Consider the following 19,171-nt stretch of genomic DNA (forward strand, 5'->3'; position numbering starts at 1 on the left):
CATGAACCGAACTCGCACGACCGCTCTGTGGCTCGCCCTCGGCGTCGCCGTGCTGCTGACCGCGGGGGCCGGCCTGGCCTGGGGCGCGCCCCGCGACCAGTGGGACTACCGCCACGCGAGCCAAACGGGGCTGCCCGCCGTGACGTTCACGGGCGACCGCGGCGCACCGGACACGCTGGAGCTGTACCTGCGGTTGTACGTCGGGCGGCTGCGCGACGGCGACGCGGACCGGCTGTCGGACCTCTCCTGGCACCGGAAGTGGTTCGCCCGCGACGCCGAGGAGGCGGCGGCGCGCCGGGCCGTCGCCACCTACGGCAAGGGGGCGGCCGGACCGGTCGCCGTCGAGCTGACGCCCGAGGACCCGTACGACGTCCGGGGCGGCACGATCAGCTTCCGCGCGACCGGGCAGCGGCAGACGTTCACCGTCTTCCGGCGGAACGGGCTGTGGCTGTTCGTCATCGGGTCGGACTAAGGGCTGTCCCGTAATCGATCTTCGAGTTGCGGATGAGCTGCCAGGAGCGCTGGTGCTCCGGTCGGTCAGCGCGTCGTGGGTAGCACCTACCATGCCCTCGTGACGCGACCGTGGACGATACGAAGGATGGCCGAGCAGTTTGTTGAGCTGCTCGGGATGGCTCCTACCAGCATCGATGGCGGCGAGTTGGAGTTCGTCCGGGGAAGCCTGTGCACCACGCTTTCGATCTGGAAGGACCGTTACGACCGGTCGCTCTTCGGCTGGATGGTGCACACGGACCACTGCGGTCTCGGTGACCGGATGGACGGCTTTGGCGGAGTGGGCATCCGGATCGACCACCAGTCGCCGTCCGGCGACGCAGGTCCGACTGACATTCCTCCCGCTGCCTGCTATCCCTGGCCGGCGGGCAGTGCTCCGCTCGCCTCCGCAGTCTCCGCCAACGTCACTTACTACGGGCCGCCGTCCCTGCGCTTCGTCCGCGACTCCCACGACCTGGGACTGCTGCTCCTGGCGGACACCCATGTTCACCGGGACGGGGTCTGGTCGTTCGCGCCGGCCAACAACGAGCCGTCACGACTTGCGAAAGCCATCCTTCTGGCTCGTCAGTGCGGTGATCAGGATCTGGAACGGGCCGCTGTCGCTAAGTTGCGGAACCGCGGCGAGGAGCCGGTGGCTCGCCGCCCCGACTACCTGTTCCGGCAGGCCGTCGCCGACTGGTCCAGGCAGTATGCCAAGGCCACGGGCATCGATCTCAGTGACCTGGCCAAGCTCGAACGGAAGCGCCCTCAGTACCCCGACATCCCGTAGCTCAGCACGGCTCCTCGGGGCCGGGAGATGATCTCGCCGTGATCACGGCATCGGAGCCCCGCTGGATAAACCCGTTCACCGGGCTGAGCCCGCAGCAGTTCGGCACGCTCATCACCGCTCTGCGCAAGGAAGGCGCGGTCCCGGTACGCAGGGGACGGCCGTGGGGTCTCCCGCTGGAGGACCGCGTGCTACTGGTCATCGCGTACTGGCGGACCAACATGACACTGCGACAGCTCGCCCTCCTGTTCGGGATATCGAAGTCGGCCGCCGACCGCATCATCGACCACCTCGGGCCCGCCCTCGCACTGCGCCAGCGCCAGCGGTTCCGCAAGGATGCCGTGCTGATCGTGGACGGCACCTTGGTCCCCACCCGCGACCACAACATCGCCGAGCGATCGAAGAACTACCGATACTCCACCAACCACCAGATCGTCATCGACGCCGACACCCGGCGCGTCGTCGCAGTCGGCCGCCCCCTGCCCGGTAACCGCAACGACTGCAAGGCATGGGAACTGTCCGGGGCGAAGGCCGCCGTCGGCAGGACAACCGTGATCGCTGACGGCGGCTACCGCGGCACCGGCCTGATCATCCCTCACCACCGGGAACGCGACCAGGCCGAACTACCGACCTGGAAAGCGGAGCACAACGCCTCCCACCGCAAGGTCCGCGCCCGCGTCGAGCACGCCTTCGCACGCATGAAGACGTGGAAGATCCTCCGCGACTGCCGCCTCAAGGACGAGGGCGTCCACCACGCCATGCTCGGCATCGCCCGCCTCCACAACCTCACCCTCACAGGGTGAGAGGCAGCACTGCTGGTCAGTCGGCATGCCATAGATCATTTACGGGACAGCCCTTAGGGGGTGTCTCTTCGATCGTCGCGGACCCACGAAGATCGGGGAGACGCCCCCTGGACCGCGGTCCCGGCCGTCGACGGCGAGGGCGCCCCGGCGGTGTGCCGGGGCGCCCTGTGGGCCCTCATGGAGGCCGGTGAGCCCGTGGTGTCCGGTCTCCGGCGTGCGGCGGGGCGGGAGACCGGTTCAGGCCCGGGCCGGGGCGCCGGTCCGGGGCAGCAGCAGGCGCAGGGGGAGGTAGACCGCGACCGAGGCCACGAACGCGGCGTAGTACGCGAGGTCGCCGCCGTGCAGCGCGGCGGCGACCGGGCCCACGTACAGGGTGGTGTTCATGAACGGGACGGCCGCGGCGAAGCCGGCCGCGAAGGCGGCCACGGCGGGCCACCACGGCAGCGGGCGCTCCAGCTCGGCCCGCAGGTCCAGCGGGCGGCCGCCGCGGGAGCGGGCCCGGACGAACCAGTCGACCAGGACGACACCGACGAAGCCGGGGATCCAGTAGCCCACGAACAGCAGCACGTTCTGGAAGCGCGCCGTGGTGTCGGCGGCGTGCATCCACAGCACCAGAGCGAAGCCCAGCACGGCCGCCGCGGCGGCGGCCAGCGGCCGGGGCAGGCGCAGTCCTGCGGTCTGGAGGGCGAGCGAGCCGCTGTAGTCGTTCATCGCGTTGCTGCACACCGAGGAGACCACGACGGCCAGCAGGCCGAGCGCGCCGGCCGCCCCGCCGCCCAGGAGCCGCTGCACGCCCGCGGCCGTCTGGTCGGTCAGCAGCCGTCCGGCCCACAGGCCCAGCGTCTCCACCCCCACGTAGGCGGCGGTGAGGCCCAGCAGCGTGTACCAGAACATCCGCGGACGGGAGGCGCCGGTGGGCAGGTAGCGGCTGAAGTCGGAGGCGTAGGGCGCCCACGACAGCGACAGGCTCAGCGCGACGGTGCTGGTCAGGATGAACGCCCCCGTCCGGTCGGCGCCGTGCACGGTCCCGGAGACCGGCAGCGCGACTCCGCGCAGGAGCGCGACGGCGAGCGCGACGAACGCCGCCCCCAGAACGAACGTCATCACGCTCTGCAGCCGGTGGATGACCTCGTAGCCGAAGACGCCGACCACGCCCTGGAGCGCCAGCACACCGAGCACGCCCAGCCAGAACGGCCAGCCCAGCAGCCGCGCGAGGGCGTCCCCGCCGAACAGTCCGATCAGCGCGTCCCAGGCGATGGACGACAGCCACTGCAGCACCCCGGGGAGGGCGACAGCCCGCCCGAACGCGAGCCGGGACAGCGGGAGTTGGCCGGCTCCGGTGAGGCTTCCCCAGGTTCCCAGATAGGCGGCCGGCACCGCGCCGAGCACGGTGCCCAGGGCCATGGCGGTGAAGGCCTGCCAGAAGCCGAGTCCCAGCGCGATCCCGATCGTGCCGGAGAACACCCCGGTCATGGTGAGGTTCGGCGCGAACCAGACGGTGAACAGCCGCGCGGGCCGGCCGTACCGGTTCCCCTCGGGCACGGGTCCGATGCCGTGCCGTTCGACGGACAGGTCGCGGGAGCCCGTGGGCATGCGCCCCTCGAACACGGCGTGGTCGATGGTCATGAACGCTTCCTGGGATCGGGGACGGGACCGGCGGGACGGGTGCCCGCAGGTTCCACAGTGCCATCGCACGGCAGACGGCATTGTCGTCGTACGGACACCCGGCGGCGTCACCGGGTCACGGGGCCGGTCCGCGTCCGCCGCCGTCCTACCAGGGGGTTAGCATGTCCGACGAGACACGGGGTGCCCCCGCCGGGGGCTGAGATCACACCCGTCGAACCTGATCTGGCTCGTACCAGCGAAGGGATGTCGCGCATGACGCGCCCTGCCGAAGACCTGTCCGTCCTCAGCGCCGGAGCGCTCGCGCGGCTGCGGGACGCGTCCCCGCTGGTGCAGTGCCTCACCAACGGCGTGGTCACCAACTTCACCGCGAACGTGCTGCTCGCGCTCGGCGCGACCCCGGCGATGGTGGACATCCCGCAGGAGGCGGGACCGTTCGCGAAGGTGGCCTCCGGTGTGCTGGTCAACCTCGGCACCCCGCACGCCGAGCAGCGCGCCGCGATGGCGGAGGCCGCCGGATCCGCGGCCGGCTGCGGCACGCCCTGGGTCCTCGACCCGGTGGCCGTCGGCTCCCTGCCGGTGCGCACCGCCCTCGCCCGGGAGCTGCTGGCGTTCGCGCCGGCCGTGGTGCGCGGCAACGCCTCGGAGATCATCGCGGTGGCCGGCGACGGATCCGGCGGCCGCGGTGTGGACACCACCGACGACGTCGAGGCCGCCGCGCCCGCCGCGGCCGCCCTGGCCCGGTCCACGGGCGGTGTCGTGGCCGTGTCGGGCCCCGTCGACCTGCTCACCGACGGCGTGCGGACCGTGCGGGTCGCCAACGGCGACGCCCTGCTGACCCGGGTGACCGGCGGCGGCTGCGCCCTGGGCGCGGTCATGGCCGCGTTCGTCTCGCTCGTCCCCGCGGACGGCGACCGGCTCGCCGCCACCGCCGCGGCCGTCACCGTCTACACGGTCGCCGCGGAGGTGGCCGCGGCCCGCGCCACGGGCCCCGGCAGCTTCGCCGTCGGCTTCCTGGACGCGCTGGCCGGACTGGACGAGGCCACGCTCACCGCCCGGGCCGCGGTCTCGTGGGCGTGATCCCGGCCGGCCCGGACGGGCCCGGCACGGATTTCCCCGACTGCTCCGTCTACCTGGTCACCGACACCGCCCAGTGCGCCGCCCAAGGCCGTGACGTGGTGGAGACGGTGGCCGCTGCGGTGGCCGGCGGCGTCACGGCCGTCCAGGTGCGGGAGAAGGACACCTCCGCCCGTGCCTTCCTCGACACGGTGCTGCGGATCTCCGCGGTGCTGCCGGAGCGGGTCGCGCTGTTCGTGAACGACCGGGTGGACGTCTTCCTCGCGGCCCGTGCGGCGGGCGCCCGCGTCACCGGCGTCCATGTCGGACAGTCCGACCTGCCGCCCGGCGCCGTGCGCGCGCTGACCGGGCCGGACGCCGTGCTCGGTCTGAGCGCCGCCACCCCCGCCGAACTGCGGGCCGCCGCCGAGGACCCGGCCGGGGTGGACTACGTCGGCATCGGGGCCCTGCACGCGACCCGCACCAAGTCCGACGCGCCGCCCGCGCTCGGACACGAGGGGTTCGCCGCGCTCGTCCGCGCCACGCGTCTGCCGGCCGTGGCGATCGGCGGGGTCGTGGTGGCCGACATGACGTCGCTGCGGGCGGCCGGTGCGGCGGGCGGCGCGATCGTCTCCGGCATCTGCGCCGCCCCGGACCCGCGCGCCGCCGCACGGTCCTACGCGGACGCGTGGGCCGCGGGCACGCGGATCCGATGACGACGAACGGGCCGGCAGTCCCCCGGGCGCACCCGCATGGCACCGGGAGCGGGCGCTCCCGGTCCCGGAAGGGCGGGCCGCGGAGCCGCACCCGGACACCGCGGGCGTGCGGTCACACGCGGGCGCTCCCGGCGCCGGGGCCGTACCAGTCCAGGCACAGCACGGTGGCGTCGTCCGCGAGGCGTCCCTCGCAGGCTTCGGTGACCGCGGCGGTCAGGGTGCGCACGACCTCCCGCGGATGGTCGGCGGCGGTGTCGCGGACCAGGCCGGGCAGGTCGACGGCCGCCGCCCCGCGCTCCCGCATCCCGTCGGTGTGCAGGACGAGACGGTCGCCGGGGCGCAGATCGAGGTGCTGCACCCGGTAGGGACCGGGCACCGGGACGCCGAAGGGCAGATCGACGGCGAGGCCCACCTCGGCGACCGTGCCGTCGCGCAGGCGCAGCGGCCACGGATGGCCCGCGTTGACGACCTGTGCGCTGCGGCCGTCGAGGGCGATGCGCAGCAGCTGTCCGGTGGCGTGGGTGCCGTGGCCGTGGTCGAGGAGGGCCTGATGGGTCCTGCGGGCCTGCTCGGCCAGGTCGGTCCCTTCGCGGCGGGCGCCGCGTGAGGCGTTGACCAGAAGGGTGGCCATGAGGGACGCGGCGACGTCGTGGCCCATCGCGTCCGTGACGGACAGGTGCAGGACGCGGGGATCGACGCAGAAGTCGTAGGTGTCGCCGGCGACGCTCTCGGCGGGCACCAGGGCCGCGGCGAGCGCGAACTCGTCCGCCTCGTGGGACGCGGCGGACGGCAGGAGCTGGTGCTGGATCTCGGCGGCCAGGGTCAGCGGGCTGGTCCGCCCGCTCCACAGGTAGCGGTCGGTGAAGCGGCGGTCGGCGACGATGACGTACCCCAGCGCGTGCGCGGTCTCCACGATCCGCTCCAGCACGTCCTCGGTCGCACGGGGGAGGACGAGTTCGAGCAGGCCGATGGTGTCGCCCCGGTGGGTGACGGGGACGAGCACCCGCTCGCCGCCGCCGGCGTCGGGCGTCCGCAGCGGTCCGCCCACGCGCAGGACCTCGTCGTAGAGGCTTCCGCCGAGCGGTGTCTGCCCGGCGGCAGGTCCCTGGTCCGCGGGCGCCTCCTCGCTGATCCGCACCACCCGCCGGCCCGCGACGTCGAGGAGCAGGAACGACACGTACCGGGCGCCGAACCGGTCACGCAGGCCGCGCGCCACGGCGTCGAGCGAATCCACCGGCCCGGCCGCCTCCGCCTGCGCCAGCACCTCGGCCAGTCCGATCCGGTCACGCGTCACGACAGCCTCCCTGGGTATCACCGACTCTCTCTCACAGCCGGCGCCGGCATCGGCGCCGCGACACGCCCCCTTCGGGAGAACGGACCCGGGAAGCCGGTCACGCAGAGTGATACCAGGTCCTGTTTTGAGGGTGATCGGCGCAGGTAGGACGCGTATGCGGGGCATATCGCCGCCGCGGACGCGACTCGACGCGACAACGCACAGGGAGTGCAAGGTGAACCTCAGGAACCGCTTCTCCCGGCCCGTCACCGTGACGGCCGCCCTCCTCCTCGGCCTGGTCCTGCCCGGCACCCAGGCACTGGCCGCGCCGACGCGGGCCGCCGCCGCCACGCCGCCCGGCCTGTCCTGCAGCACCGGCAAGCACAACAACGACGACTACACGGGGTTCGCGCTGTGCGAGAACCGGGGGTCGCAGACCCAGACCTTCTGGGTGCACCTGGTGTGCGGCTGGTCGCCCGACGTCGACGGCGACCACGTCACGGTGCCGCCCGGCGGTGTCAACCAGTCCACCGCCCACTGCTCCATCCTCGGCTCGGGCATCGGCGAGATCAGCGTGCGGCCGTGAACCGCCGGGCCGGTGGGGCGGCGGACCCCGTCGCGGGCGCGGGACCGGCATGAGGACGGCGTCCGCGCAGGTCAGGCCATCGGCCTACGAAGAGCACAACAATCGGCGGCTTCAGGGTAACCGGACCACATGAGCCCAGATGTCGACCTCACCGCCGCCCCCGCCGCCAGCCGCGACGCCGTCCGCAGGCTCCTCGCGCTCGACGCCCGGGTGTTCGATTTCGCCGCCGAGCGGCACTGGCCGGGAGCCGGCGCGGTCCTGCCGAGACTGAGCCGCAGCGCGAACCACGGGGTGCTGTGGTTCGCCGCGGCCGCCGCGATCGCCGCGAGCCGTACCCCGCGGGCGCGGCGGGCCGCCGCCCGCGGGGTGGCCTCGCTGAGCCTCGCCTCGCTGACCATCAACACCCTCGGCAAGCGGTCGGTGCGGCGTGCCCGGCCGCTCCTGGAGTCGGTGCCGCGCGCCCGGCAGCTGAAGCGGCAGCCGATCACCACCTCGTTCCCGTCCGGGCACGCCGCGTCGGCGGCGGCGTTCGCGGCCGGGGTCGCCCTCGAGTCGCCGGGGTGGGGGGCGGTGGTGGCGCCGGTGGCCTTCTCCGTGGCCGCGTCCCGTGTCTACACCGGGGTGCACTTCCCCAGCGACGTGCTCGCGGGCGCGGCCCTCGGTGTGGGCGCCGCCTTCGTCGTACGACGTCTGGTGCCGACGCGTACCCAGGTGGTGCCGCCGGCGCGGCCCCTGGCCCAGGCCCCCGCCCTGCCCGAGGGCGACGGTCTGGTGATGGTCGCCAACCGGGCCTCGGGCAGCTCCGACCGGGTGCGCGCGCTGCGCGAGGCGCTGCCGGGGGCGGAGATCGTGGAGTGCGAACCCGACGAGGTGCGGGACGAGTTGGAGAAGGCGGCCGCGCGGGCGCGGGCGCTCGGGGTGTGTGGCGGCGACGGCACGGTGAACACGGCGGCCGGGATCGCCCTGCGGCACGGCCTGCCGCTCGCGGTGCTGCCCGGCGGCACGCTCAACCATTTCGCCTACGACATGCTGGTGGAGGACGAGAACGGGCTCGCCGGTGCCGTGCGCGAGGGTGAGGCGGTGCGCGTGGACGTCGGACGGTTCACCGCCGGCGACCGGACCGGGATCTTCCTCAACGCGCTGAGCCTCGGCGTCTATCCGGAACTCGTGCGCCTGCGGGAGCAGTGGTCGCCGCGGATCGGCGGCTGGCCGGCCGGTGTGCTCGGCGCGCTGCGGGTGCTGCGCGCCGACCGGCATCCGGTGGAGGCCGGGATCGGCGGCCGGCGGCGGCCCATGTGGCTGCTGTTCGTGGGCAACGGCATGTACCACCGCAAGGGACTCGCGTCCGGCCGGCGGACCGACATGGCGGACGGGATGCTGGACGTGCGCATGGTGCACGGCGGCGGGAAGCCCGCGCTGCCCCTGCTGGCCGCCGCGGCGGCCGGTCCGCTGACCCGCTCCCCCGCGCACGCGGCGGTGCAGCTGCACCGGCTGCGGCTCACCGGCCTGGAGCCGGGGACGCCCCTGGCGTACGACGGCGAGGTCACCGAGGTGGAGGGCGACCTGCTGCTGGAGAAGCTTCCCGCGGCCCTGACGGTCTACCGGCCGCTGATCTGAGCGGCACCCCTGATCTGAGCGGCACCCCGTCGCGGGTGCGCCTCCTGTCCGGGGGCGCACCCGCTCCGGGGTGCCGCGTGGGGCTGAACGGGCCGTGTCCGCCGCCCGCGGACCCGGCCTGCCGTCACCAGTAATGGCGGCGGCCGCCGACGGCGTGGCCGACCGAGCCGAGGATCCAGAGGATGAGTCCGATCACCACGAGGATGATTCCGATTGTCCACAGGATGCCGATTCCGGTCAGGAATCCGACGATCAGCAGGATGATCCCGAGGATGATCATTTTTGCCTCCAGGCGCCTTGTCCTGAGGAGGGTGTCGCCCTCCGTGTGCCGCGGCGCTCGCTCGGTGCGCTGGCAGGCACGTTCTCGCCCCGGGTGCTGACCACGAGGCCCGCCGCTCCTCCTTCCCGGCTCTCCGGTTCCGCCGGGCTCCGAGTACCCCGATCGGCGCGACACATACGGCGTTCCCGGCATACGCGGCGCATAGGGCGTTCCGGGGGCTGTTCGGCGCCCCAGGATGCTCCCGCCATACGACTCGTCTTCCTTATGTGGCCCACACCTATGCCGTCCCCCGCCGCCTGTGCCTAACGTGTGCGCCGCGGGGATCAGCGTGCCGAGACACCACGGGCGTGACGTGCGGGCGCGTCACGCGGAAGCAGGGGGCCGGAACATGCGCTACGGAAGAGACCGGTGGCGGCTGCTGCTCGCCGTCCTGATCGCGCTGGTGGCCGGCGTGCCGGCCGCGGGAGGCACGGCGGCCGCCGCGACACCGCCGTCCTATCTCACCCTGGAGGCGGGCTACGGCAGCGGAACCGTCACCAACGGCTGGGAACGGGTGGAGCGTTACCTCGACACCACCACCGGCTTCCGCACGGAGGGCTTCCCGCCGGACGGGCGCGGGGACCAGGACGGCAAGCGGGTGACGTACTTCGGCGGGGCCACGCGCCCGTACTCCGGCCGCTTCCTGCTCTATTCGGCCCCCGGCTGGGACACCGGCACCCAGAGCACCCCCGTCCTCCTCGTCCACGGCGCGAACGACAACGCCGACCGCGCCTGGGCAAACCCCGGTGAGGCGGGCGGCTACGGCTGCGGGGCGCTGTCCTGTCCGTCCACGGGGCTCATGCAGTACCTCGCCGGGCGCGGGCACCGTGTCTTCGCCGTCGGCTTCGCGCACAAGCAGGGCGACAATCTGATGCAGGCCCAGATCGTCGGCGACGCCATCGCCGTCATCAAGGCGAAGCTGGGCGTCGGCAAGGTCGATCTGGTCGGCTGGAGCAAGGGCGAGATGTCGGCGCGGGCGTACGTGTCGTCGCTGAAGCCCGGTTGGGGGCGGGCCTACGCGGGTGACGTGCGCCGGCTGATCACCGTCGGCGGTCCGAACGGCGGCTACGACTACCCGTACGCGCACGGCTGGGCGCACGACTTCTCGATCTGGCCCGAGTGCGGCGGGACGGTCAACGCCCCCTCCCCGCACTCCTCCATGACCTGCTACGGCACGTACACCGCGCACCCGGAGTTCTCGATGACCCCCGCCGGCGGCTACGACGACTATCCGGGCCAGCGCCAGATGCTGGCCCGCTGGGACGGGGTGTACGGCGTCGACGGCTCCGCGCAGGACTGGTACACGACGTACTACGGCGGCCAGGGCTTCTACACGGCGGGCGGCGGCATCCAGGCGGCGATCGACGCCGGTTCGCTGGTCGCGCCCCTGCAGCGGGCCGGGGTCCCCGCCTCGGTCACCACGTATCTGCTGGCCGGCGGATCGCCGGACGTGGTCGGCATCTTCAACGAGAACCGCGGCCCGAGCGACGGCGTGGTGTTCACCGCCAGCGCCCTCGACACCACCGGTGTCGCGACCGTCGGCGGCACCGCGACCGTCGCCGCCGCCAACCACCTGGAGCTGGGCTGGAACAGCTCGGCCGCCGCCCGGATCGACACCTGGCTCTCGTGAGGACCCGCACCCGGCGCCCGCGCAGGACCGCGAACGACCGCACCCGGCGTCCGCGCAGGACCGCGAACGACCGCACCCGGCGTCCCGTGCAGGACGACGGACGACCGCACCAGGCGCCCGTGCAGGACGACGGACGACCGCACCAGGCGCCCGTGCAGGGCGGCGGACAGACCGACCCCGGCTCCCGTGTAAGGACGACGGACATGACCTCGAACGGCCCGCGCACCCGGCACGTCACCACCGACCGCCTCACCGTGCACCTCACCGACCTCAGGGACGAGGGCGAACCGGTCGTCTTCGTCCACGGCAACGTCTCCTCCTCCGCGTTCTGGCGCACCACCCTGTCCCGGCTGCCCGGCCGGTACCGGCCCATCGCGCCGGACCTGCGCGGCTTCGGCGGCACCGACCCGCTGCCGGTCGACGCGACGCGCGGTCTGCGCGACCACGCAGACGACCTGCACGCGCTGCTGACGGAGCTCGGGGCCGGCCGCGCGCATCTGGTGGGCTGGTCCATGGGCGGCGGGGTGGTCCTGCGGTACCTGCGGGACCATCCGGCCGCGGTGCGCTCGGTGACCCTGGTCAACCCGGTCTCCCCGTACGGGTTCGGCGGCACGCACGGCGTCGGGGGCGTCCTCAACTCCGCGGACGGCGCGGGTTCGGGGGGCGCCACGGCGAGCCCGGAGTTCGTGAAGCGGCTCGCCGAGGGCGACCGGGGCGAGGACTCACCGGTCTCCCCCAGGTCCGTCCTGGCGGGCTGCTACGTCAGGCCGCCGTGGCGTCCCGCGCCCGAGGACGAGGAGGCGTACGTCGAGTCGATGCTCAGCACGCGCACCGGCGACGGCCACTACCCGGGCGACAGCACGGTCTCCGCGTCCTGGCCGGGTGTCGCGCCCGGCACCCGCGGGGTCCTCAACTCCCTCTCCCCGCTGTACTTCCGGATCGACGACCTGCATCTCATCGACCCCAAACCGCCGGTGCTGTGGATCCGCGGCGACGCGGACGTGATCGTCTCGGACACCTCCCTGTTCGACCTGGCGCACCTCGGGGCGACCGGCGCGGTGCCGGGCTGGGACGGGACCCCGGCCCAGCCGATGGTGGCCCAGACCCGTCATGTCCTGGACCGCTACGCGGCCGAGGGCGGCGCGGTGCGGGAGGTCGTCGTCCCGGACGCCGGACACGCGGTGCACCTGGAGCGCCCCGAGGAGTTCACCGCGGCGCTGCTGGCACTGCTCGAAAGCACCCGGGCATGACGGTGCGCGCCACCACCCGGCAGGGCACCGTGCGGGGCCGCGTCGGCGCGGACGGCGTGGTGTCCTTCCTGGGAATCCCGTACGCCGCGCCGCCGTTCGGACCGCGCCGGTTCCGGCCGCCGTGCCCGCCGGAGCCCTGGACGGGGGTGCGCGACGCCACACTCCCCGGCCCGACCGCGCCGCACGCGCCGTACGCGCCGCCCTTCGACGTGCTCGTCCCGGAGAACAGCGTCCCGGGCGAGGAGTGCCTGAACCTGAACATCTGGACGCCGGACGCGGGAGCGGGGGCCGGGCTGCCGGTGATGGTGTGGCTGCACGGCGGGGCGTTCTCCAACGGCTCCGGATCGGCGCCGGGTTACGACGGCCGCGCCTTCGCCCGTGACGGCGTGGTGTGCGTGACGCTCAACTACCGTCTGGGCGCCGACGGTTTCCTCCGGCTGCCGGGCGCCCCCGACAACCGCGGGCTGCTGGACCAGGTGGCCGCCCTGCGCTGGATCCAGGACAACATCGGCGCGTTCGGCGGCGATCCGGAGCGGGTGACGGTGTTCGGCGAGTCGGCGGGCGCGATGAGCATCGGTGTCCTGCTGGGCACGGGGCTGGGGCGCGGCCTGTTCCGGCGGGCGATCCTCCAGAGCGGCGCCTGCCACCACTTCCTGCGGCCGTCGACGGCGGACCTGATCACCGCCCGGCTCGCCGCGCGGCTGGGCGTCGAGCCGGCTCCGGACGCCTTCGCCGCGGTCCCCCTGGACGTCCTGCTGCCCGCCCAGGCGGACCTGCGCGCCGAGATGAACGCGCGGCCCGACCCGGCCCTGTGGGGTGAGGCGGCGCTGAACCTGATGCCGTTCGAGCCGGTGTCCCCCGGACTGTCCCTGCCCGGTCCCGGGTGCGGCGTCGACCTCATGGTCGGTGCCAACCGCGAGGAGTACCGCCTCTTCCTGGTCCCCACGGACCGGCTGGACGCCGTCACCGGGGAGGGGCTGCGCGCGGCCACGGCCGCCTACGGCCTGGACCCCGGCGACGCGCTGCCCGTCTACCGCGCCGCCCGCCCGGGTGCCTCACCGGGCGAGCTCCTCGACGCGGTGGCGACGGACTGGTTCTACCGGATCCCCGCGATCCGTCTCGCCGAGTCCGTCCCGGGGTCGTACCTGTACGCGTTCGCCTGGCGCTCCCCGCGGTTCGGCGGGCGGCTCGGCGCGTGCCACGCCCTGGAGCTGCCGTTCGTCTTCGACCGCCTCGCCGATCCGTCGTACGCGCCGCTCGTGGGCCCGCGTCCGCCGCAGGCCCTCGCCGACGCGATGCACTCCGCGTGGGTGTCGTTCGCGACGTCGGGCGATCCCGGCTGGCCGGCCTACGACACCGGCACGCGGTCGACCATGGTGTTCGGCGAGGGCGCCGCGCCGGAGCCGGACCCGGGAAGAGAGGAACGGCTGCTCTGGGAGGGGCTGCGCTAGGGGGCATCTCTTCGATCGTCGCGGACCCACGAAGATCGGAGAGACGCCCCCTGGGGGGCGTCCGCAAAAGCATCGCCTGACCCTCGGCCCGGCACGCGCGCGGGGCGGGGAGGCGGGTGCCGTCGCGCGGGGCGGTCACCGCCGGTGGGGCACGATCGCGACCGGGCACCGCGCGTGGTGCAGGAGCCACCGGCTCGTGCGGCCGAGCCGGACGCCGAAGCGCCCGGTGCCGCCGTGCGCCCCGACGACCACGAGATCGGCGTCCGCGGACCCGTCCACGAGGACCGTGCCCGCCGGGCCCTCGACCGCCCTGCGGCGCGTCCGCACGCGCGGGTGGCGGGCGCTCGCGGCGTCGAGTGCCGTGTCGAGCAGGGTGAAGGCGTGCTCCTCGGCGGTGCGCGCCGGTCCGCCGGGCCCGCCGCCCTCCCCGGACGCGTGGGGAAGGAGGGTCTGCCACGCGTGGACGACGTCGAGGACGCAGTCGCGGGCCTCGGCCTCGCGGTAGGCGAAGTCCACGGCCCCGGCGGAGGACGTGCCGGGCTCCCCCAGGCCGAGCAGGATGCGCCCGTGCGCACCGCCGGCGGCCTCGGGCGTGCCCCGGACGACCACCACGGGACACCGCGCGCGGGCCGCCACGGCCGCGGCGACGGAACCGAGGAGCAGATCCCCCAGCTCACCGTGCCCCCGCTCCCCCGTCACCAGGGCGTACGCCCGGTCCCCGGCGGCGACGAGCGCGGCCGCGGGGTCCTCGCCGACGACGTCACCGGTGACCCGTACGCCGGGGGCGCGTTCCCGCGCCCGCTCGACCGCGGAGGCCACGATGTGCTCGCCCAGCAGCCGTTCGTCCGTGCGCTCCGAACCGGTCGGCGGCAGGGCGGCCTCGTAACGCACCCACGGGGAGGCGTAGACGGCACGCAGTCCGGCACCGTGACGGGCCGCCTCGGCCGCGGCCCAGTCGACCGCCGCGAGGCTCGGCCCCGATCCGTCGACGCCCACCACCAGAGGGAGTGTCATCGCCCCCACCGCCTTTCCCGGGGCCCTGTCACCGTGTGCCGTCCAGGGCGCGAGGCGAGCACCTCGCGCTGCTTATAAGCCGCATAACGCACCTTCATGATAAATGTCGCAAGCGTCAATCCTTGCTGACATAGTGCCGCCATGACCACCACGACCGCCGCCACCCGGCCCCTTCCCGCACCCGCTCCGTCCCCCTGGTCGGCCCGGTGAGCGCGCCGTTCGGGCGGGCGTCGGGCGCGCGGGACGCGCGGGCGGCCGCCGGACGCGGTCCACGTGCCCGCCGCACCGCCCTCGCCGTCACCGGCGCCGTGGGGCTCGCGGGGGCGGCCGTCATCGCCGGAGGCGCCCTCGGGGCCCGGGGCGGCGCCGGCCGGCCCGACGCCCCCGCCCCGGCCGGGCAGGCCGCACCCGGCGCCACCGCGCTCGCACCGGGCGGCACGCCGTCGCCGGGAGCCCGGGGCATCGGTGACCCGCTCATGCCCCTCGCCGGGAACGGCGGGTACACGGTGGGCCGCTACACCCTCACGTTCGACTGGCGGGCGCCGGGCACCCCGTTCCCCGCCTCCGCGAACATCCGGGCGACCGCCACCCAGGCCCTCTCCCGGTTCGACCTGGACTTCGCGGGCAACACGCTCCGTACGGTCACCGTCGACGGCGCGCCCGCGAAGGCCGTGCGGGACGGCGACGAACTCGTCGTCACCCCGGCGAAGCCGCTCGCGCGCGGGCGGACGTTCACCGTCCAGGTCGGCTACACCGCCGATCCGACGCAGCGCCGGCACCGGGACGACGCGATCCAGGACTACGGCTGGGTGCCCACGGCCGACGGTACGCTGCTGTCGCCGCAGCCCGACGGCGCGAAGATGATCTTCCCCGCCGACGACCATCCCAGCCTGCGGGCGCCCGTCACCTTCAAGGTCACCACACCGCCCGGCCTGACCGCGGTGGCGAACGGCCGGCTCGTGGAGCGGGTACGGCAGAAGGACGGCCGGACCCGCTGGACGTACGACTCCGAGGCCCCCGTCGCGGCGCAGCTGGTCCAGCTGGCGATCGGGAAGTACGACCTCACGGAGCGCAGGGGGCCGGGCGGTCTGCCCGTACGGGACGCGGTGCCCGAGGACCTGGTCGCCGGCACCGAGCAGTACCGCTCCCTCACCCCCGAGCACCTGAGCTGGCTGGAGCAGCGGCTCGGGCCGTACCCCTTCCGGCGGTACGGCGTGCTGGTCGGGGACGCCGAGCTGCCGGTGGCGCTGGAGACGCAGTCGCTGTCCGTGGTGCCGAGCGCCGATCTGCTGGGGGATCAGGTCGACGCCGAACGGAACCTCGTGCACGAGCTGACGCACCACTGGACCGGCGACAGCGTGGCCGTCCGGCGCTGGTCGGACCTGTGGCTGAGTGAGGGTCACGCCCGTTTCTACGAGCGCCTGTACTCCGACACGCACGGCGGGCCCTCCCTGGAGGACGCCATGCGCGCCGCGTACGAGCAGCACGACCAGTGGCGTCACGACGACGGGGCGCCCGCCGAGCCCCGCGCCTCGACGCTGTTCCGTCAGATGCGTTACGACGGCTCGGCCCTGGTCCTGTACGCGCTCCGGGAGAAGGTGGGCGAGGACACCTTCGGGCGGATCGAGCGGTCCTGGGTGACGACGTACCGCGGGCGCGCCGCCGGTACCCGTGACTTCGTCGCGCTCGCCTCCCGTGTGGCCGGACAGGACCTGACGTCCTTTCTGGACGCCTGGCTGTACGGGGCGCACACACCGCCGATGCCGGGCCGGCCCGACTGGCGCACCGACCCCGTCGCGGAGGACTGAGACCGGGTCAGAACCGCCACCCGTCGGCGGCAACGGCCTGCCGCCGACCGGGTGGCCTCGGCCCGCAGGCTGGTCCACGCGGTTGACGCTCGGCGCGACGCAGCGCGCGAGGCAAGGAAACGTACAAGGGGTGACGTGATTCGGGCGACTCCCCGCGCCCGGTCGCATTTCTCTGGCCACGCCGACCCTCGTTGGAGACAACCGTATGAGAAAACGCGTCGCCCCCCGCGTCTCCAGTGCCGTACGCGGACACCGGCGGATCATCTGTGTGACCGCTTCGGCGGCGCTTCTGGTGCCGTTGCTGATCGACCGTTCGATCGACACCGGCGGACCCGCCGATCAGCGTCTGCAGGACGACTACACCGCCGCCGCGGACGAGTACCACGTACCGCGCAGCATCGTCATGGGCGTGTCCTATCTGCAGTCCAGATGGGACTCCCACCCGGGCACGCCCAGCGTCGTGGGCGGCTACGGACCCATGCACCTGGTGGACGCCCGGGCGCTCCAGGACCGGCGCACACCCGCGCGCCGCTCCGCCGACCCCCTGCCGGGCGCGGCGACGGCGGAACCGCCGTCGCCGTACACCGCAGGCGCCCCGTACAACGCGGGCAACCCGGCCGGGCGCGCCGGGCAGCCCGCCGACCTGCGCCGGGCCGCGAGCCTGCTCGGGCTGCCGGCCGAGCGGCTGCGCTCCGACGACGCCGCCAACGTGCGCGGCGGCGCCGCACTCCTCGCGGCCGCCCAGCGCAGCCTCGGCAAGCCGCTCAGCGCCGACCCGGCGGACTGGTGGGACGCCGTGTCCCGCTTCCCCGGCACGACCGACTCCGCGGCCGCGACGACGTACGCGAACGACGTCTTCGAAGTGATCCGCCGGGGCGCCCGCCGCACGACCGACTCCGGACAGCGGGTCGTCCTCGCCGCGGACCCGCGGGTGCGCCCGCACTCCCCGGCCACGGCGGGCGCGCAGCGGGCGCAGGGCGTCGAGTGCCCGGCCGACATCGGCTGCTCCTGGCTGAGCGCGCCGTACGTGCGCATCGACGACGAGGCCTACGGCAACCACGACGTCGCCGACCGGCCCAAGGACCAGCGGATCGAGTACATCGTCATCCACGACACCGAGGCGCCCCTGTCCTCGATGTTCCAGACCATCCAGGACCCGGAGGAGGCCTCCTGGCACTACTCCGTCCGCTCCAGCGACGGTCACATCACCCAGCACATCAAGACGAAGGACGCCGCCTGGCACTCGGGCAACCAGTTCGTCAACGGCCGCTCGATCGGGGTCGAGCACGAGGGGTTCCTCCGTCACCCCGACGCCTGGTACACGGAGGAGATGTATCGTTCCTCCGCCCGGCTGGTGCGGTTCCTGGCGGACAAGTACCACGTGCCGATGGACCGGCAGCACATCTTCGGCCACGACAACGTGCCCTCGCCGACCGACGACTCGATCCCGGACATGCACGACGACCCGGGCCCGTTCTGGGACTGGCGGCACTACTTCGACCTGCTCGGCGCGCCCCTGCGGGCCACGGCGGGACCGGACAGCGACGTGGTGATGATCCTGCCGGACTACGCCCGCAACACGCCCCGGTTCACGGGCTGCTCCGCGAGCGGGGTGCCGTGCGCCAAGCACGGCTCCAGCGCCGTGCACCTGCACACCGAGCCGTCCGCGACCGCCCCGCTCATCCAGGACCCGGGCCGGCGCCCCGAGGGCGACGACTCGACCGAGGACGTCAACGACCTCGGGTCCCGGGTCTCCGCGGGCCAGACCTTCGCGGTGGCCGACCGGCGCGGCGAGTGGACGGCGATCTGGTTCCAGGGCCACAAGGGGTGGTTCCTGAACCCGGCGGGCAACCCGGTGGCGGTCGGCGCGCGCGGCCGTACGGTGACCCCGAAGCCGGGCCTCGGGGAGATCCCCGTGTTCGGCCGTGCCCTGCCGGAGGAGGGGGCCTATCCGGAAGGGATGGACGAGCAGACCGAGTCGCCGCTGCCCTACACGATCCGTGCGGGCCAGCGGTACGTCACGCAGTCCCGTGTGCTCGGCACCTATGTCGACCGGTCGTCGTTCGGCGAGGCGCCGGCCCCGGTGGTCAAGGGGCAGGAGGCGTACTACGAGATCCAGCTCGACCACCGGCTCGCCTACGTCCGCGCGAGCGACGTGGACGTGGTGAACCCGCCGGCCGCGGCGGGCCCGAACACGGCCCCGACGGCGGCTCCGAAGCACTGACCCCACCGAAGCGCCGAGCCCACCGGGGCCGGCCCCGCTCACCGCGGGGCCGGCCCCGTGCCGTCGTGCCGTACGGCTGCTGGACGCGTGGCCGGGGAGCCGTGAGACTGGATCCCGCCCGACGCCCCGCTCGCCAGGACGGTGACCATGGAAGAGGAAATCCCGCGCGTCGAACTCACCCCGCAGGCAGCGGAACTGCTGCGGCGTCTGCGGGCCGCGCACGGACCGCTGATGTTCCATCAGTCGGGCGGCTGTTGCGACGGCAGCGCGCCGATGTGCTACCCCGACGGCGAGTTCCGCACCGGCGGCTCGGACGTGCTGCTGGCCGAACTGGCGGTGGAGGGCGTCGAGGAGCCGGTGACGTTCTGGATGTCGAAGAGCCAGTACGAGGTCTGGAGCCACACCCGGCTGATCGTCGACGTGGTGCCCGGACGGGGCAGCGGCTTCTCGCTGGAGGCACCCGAGGGGGTACGTTTTCTCACTCGTTCTCGCGTCGTCGACGCCTAGGCACCCCGCGGACCGCCG

The 19,171-nt window shown here is 74.0% G+C and carries 17 protein-coding genes and 1 riboswitch; of the genes, 13 read left to right on the forward strand and 4 right to left on the reverse strand.

The features are described from left to right. The first annotated feature begins 1 nt into the window (after position 1). From ACIPRD_RS14125 to ACIPRD_RS14135, 3 genes are all read left to right on the forward strand, one after another. Positions 2-472 carry a hypothetical protein gene (locus ACIPRD_RS14125; protein WP_401562939.1) on the forward strand — a complete coding sequence of 157 codons (471 nt, stop codon included), beginning with the start codon at positions 2-4 and terminating at the stop codon, positions 470-472. Between the two features lie 126 nt (positions 473-598). Further along, the gene (locus ACIPRD_RS14130; RefSeq protein ID WP_401562941.1) at positions 599-1,279 is read left to right on the forward strand and encodes a hypothetical protein; all 681 of its coding nucleotides are present in this window, start codon (positions 599-601) and stop codon (positions 1,277-1,279) included. A 38-nt stretch (positions 1,280-1,317) separates the two neighbouring features. Beyond that, complete coding sequence (locus tag ACIPRD_RS14135) at positions 1,318-2,079, forward strand: transposase (RefSeq protein WP_401562943.1); 762 nt, start codon at positions 1,318-1,320, stop codon at positions 2,077-2,079. A 237-nt stretch (positions 2,080-2,316) separates the two neighbouring features. Here ACIPRD_RS14135 and ACIPRD_RS14140 read toward each other — a convergent pair whose 3' ends face one another. Further along, complete coding sequence (locus tag ACIPRD_RS14140; RefSeq protein WP_356403633.1) at positions 2,317-3,705, reverse strand: cytosine permease; 1,389 nt, start codon at positions 3,703-3,705, stop codon at positions 2,317-2,319. 166 nt (positions 3,706-3,871) lie between these two features. Continuing rightward, a riboswitch (TPP riboswitch) is annotated at positions 3,872-3,966 on the forward strand. On the opposite strand from ACIPRD_RS14140, the gene thiM reads away from it, so the two are divergent. Both thiM and thiE read left to right on the forward strand, forming a co-directional pair. Continuing rightward, on the forward strand, positions 3,958-4,782 hold the full coding sequence (thiM, locus tag ACIPRD_RS14145; RefSeq protein ID WP_401562945.1) for a hydroxyethylthiazole kinase: 825 nt from the start codon (positions 3,958-3,960) through the stop codon (positions 4,780-4,782). Its footprint overlaps the riboswitch before it by 9 nt. Continuing rightward, the gene (thiE, locus tag ACIPRD_RS14150; protein ID WP_356403627.1) at positions 4,779-5,474 is read left to right on the forward strand and encodes a thiamine phosphate synthase; all 696 of its coding nucleotides are present in this window, start codon (positions 4,779-4,781) and stop codon (positions 5,472-5,474) included. Before thiM ends, thiE begins: the two co-directional genes overlap by 4 nt. Positions 5,475-5,586: 112 nt before the next feature. Here thiE and ACIPRD_RS14155 read toward each other — a convergent pair whose 3' ends face one another. Further along, on the reverse strand, positions 5,587-6,768 hold the full coding sequence (locus ACIPRD_RS14155; protein WP_401562947.1) for a PP2C family protein-serine/threonine phosphatase: 1,182 nt from the start codon (positions 6,766-6,768) through the stop codon (positions 5,587-5,589). Between the two features lie 250 nt (positions 6,769-7,018). Between ACIPRD_RS14155 and ACIPRD_RS14160 the strand changes: the two genes are divergently transcribed. Continuing rightward, entirely contained in the window at positions 7,019-7,333 is a 315-nt protein-coding gene (locus tag ACIPRD_RS14160; protein WP_401563190.1) for a hypothetical protein, read from the forward strand. Between the two features lie 129 nt (positions 7,334-7,462). Beyond that, a complete protein-coding gene (locus ACIPRD_RS14165) occupies positions 7,463-8,950 on the forward strand; it encodes a phosphatase PAP2 family protein (protein WP_356403621.1) in 1,488 nt (495 codons plus the stop codon). A 124-nt stretch (positions 8,951-9,074) separates the two neighbouring features. Here ACIPRD_RS14165 and ACIPRD_RS14170 read toward each other — a convergent pair whose 3' ends face one another. After that, the gene (locus tag ACIPRD_RS14170) at positions 9,075-9,230 is read right to left on the reverse strand and encodes a DUF6131 family protein (RefSeq protein ID WP_330456424.1); all 156 of its coding nucleotides are present in this window, start codon (positions 9,228-9,230) and stop codon (positions 9,075-9,077) included. A 388-nt stretch (positions 9,231-9,618) separates the two neighbouring features. Between ACIPRD_RS14170 and ACIPRD_RS14175 the strand changes: the two genes are divergently transcribed. From ACIPRD_RS14175 to ACIPRD_RS14185, 3 genes are all read left to right on the forward strand, one after another. Further along, the gene (locus ACIPRD_RS14175; protein WP_401562950.1) at positions 9,619-10,899 is read left to right on the forward strand and encodes an esterase/lipase family protein; all 1,281 of its coding nucleotides are present in this window, start codon (positions 9,619-9,621) and stop codon (positions 10,897-10,899) included. 203 nt (positions 10,900-11,102) lie between these two features. Then, a complete protein-coding gene (locus tag ACIPRD_RS14180) occupies positions 11,103-12,149 on the forward strand; it encodes an alpha/beta fold hydrolase (RefSeq protein WP_401562952.1) in 1,047 nt (348 codons plus the stop codon). Beyond that, complete coding sequence (locus ACIPRD_RS14185; RefSeq protein WP_401562954.1) at positions 12,146-13,600, forward strand: carboxylesterase/lipase family protein; 1,455 nt, start codon at positions 12,146-12,148, stop codon at positions 13,598-13,600. The genes ACIPRD_RS14180 and ACIPRD_RS14185 overlap by 4 nt, the downstream gene beginning before the upstream one ends. Positions 13,601-13,735: 135 nt before the next feature. Here ACIPRD_RS14185 and ACIPRD_RS14190 read toward each other — a convergent pair whose 3' ends face one another. Then, the gene (locus tag ACIPRD_RS14190; protein WP_401562956.1) at positions 13,736-14,614 is read right to left on the reverse strand and encodes a universal stress protein; all 879 of its coding nucleotides are present in this window, start codon (positions 14,612-14,614) and stop codon (positions 13,736-13,738) included. A gap of 206 nt (positions 14,615-14,820) precedes the next feature. Between ACIPRD_RS14190 and ACIPRD_RS14195 the strand changes: the two genes are divergently transcribed. From ACIPRD_RS14195 to ACIPRD_RS14205, 3 genes are all read left to right on the forward strand, one after another. Beyond that, positions 14,821-16,422: a M1 family metallopeptidase gene (locus tag ACIPRD_RS14195; protein ID WP_401562958.1), complete on the forward strand. Its 1,602-nt coding sequence runs from the start codon at positions 14,821-14,823 to the stop codon at positions 16,420-16,422. Between the two features lie 205 nt (positions 16,423-16,627). Then, positions 16,628-18,646, forward strand: coding sequence for an N-acetylmuramoyl-L-alanine amidase (locus tag ACIPRD_RS14200; protein WP_401562960.1), 2,019 nt, complete (start codon positions 16,628-16,630; stop codon positions 18,644-18,646). Between the two features lie 147 nt (positions 18,647-18,793). Next, positions 18,794-19,153, forward strand: coding sequence for a DUF779 domain-containing protein (locus ACIPRD_RS14205; RefSeq protein WP_356403599.1), 360 nt, complete (start codon positions 18,794-18,796; stop codon positions 19,151-19,153). Positions 19,154-19,171: the final 18 nt, after the last annotated feature.

Source organism: Streptomyces sp. NPDC090108, assembly GCF_044747185.1.
In the GTDB taxonomy this organism is placed as follows: Bacteria; Actinomycetota; Actinomycetes; order Streptomycetales; family Streptomycetaceae; genus Streptomyces.

Bases quoted from the DNA above. Each gene is read 5' to 3' on its own strand.
- ACIPRD_RS14125 (WP_401562939.1), top strand. From the start codon at position 2: ATGAACCGAACTCGCACGACCGCTCTGTGGCTCGCCCTCGGCGTCGCC.
- ACIPRD_RS14130 (WP_401562941.1), top strand. From the start codon at position 599: ATGGCCGAGCAGTTTGTTGAGCTGCTCGGGATGGCTCCTACCAGCATC.
- ACIPRD_RS14140 (WP_356403633.1), bottom strand. From the start codon at position 3,705: ATGACCATCGACCACGCCGTGTTCGAGGGGCGCATGCCCACGGGCTCC.
- thiM (WP_401562945.1), top strand. From the start codon at position 3,958: ATGACGCGCCCTGCCGAAGACCTGTCCGTCCTCAGCGCCGGAGCGCTC.
- ACIPRD_RS14165 (WP_356403621.1), top strand. From the start codon at position 7,463: ATGAGCCCAGATGTCGACCTCACCGCCGCCCCCGCCGCCAGCCGCGAC.
- ACIPRD_RS14170 (WP_330456424.1), bottom strand. From the start codon at position 9,230: ATGATCATCCTCGGGATCATCCTGCTGATCGTCGGATTCCTGACCGGA.
- ACIPRD_RS14175 (WP_401562950.1), top strand. From the start codon at position 9,619: ATGCGCTACGGAAGAGACCGGTGGCGGCTGCTGCTCGCCGTCCTGATC.
- ACIPRD_RS14180 (WP_401562952.1), top strand. From the start codon at position 11,103: ATGACCTCGAACGGCCCGCGCACCCGGCACGTCACCACCGACCGCCTC.
- ACIPRD_RS14185 (WP_401562954.1), top strand. From the start codon at position 12,146: ATGACGGTGCGCGCCACCACCCGGCAGGGCACCGTGCGGGGCCGCGTC.
- ACIPRD_RS14190 (WP_401562956.1), bottom strand. From the start codon at position 14,614: ATGACACTCCCTCTGGTGGTGGGCGTCGACGGATCGGGGCCGAGCCTC.
- ACIPRD_RS14200 (WP_401562960.1), top strand. From the start codon at position 16,628: ATGAGAAAACGCGTCGCCCCCCGCGTCTCCAGTGCCGTACGCGGACAC.
- ACIPRD_RS14205 (WP_356403599.1), top strand. From the start codon at position 18,794: ATGGAAGAGGAAATCCCGCGCGTCGAACTCACCCCGCAGGCAGCGGAA.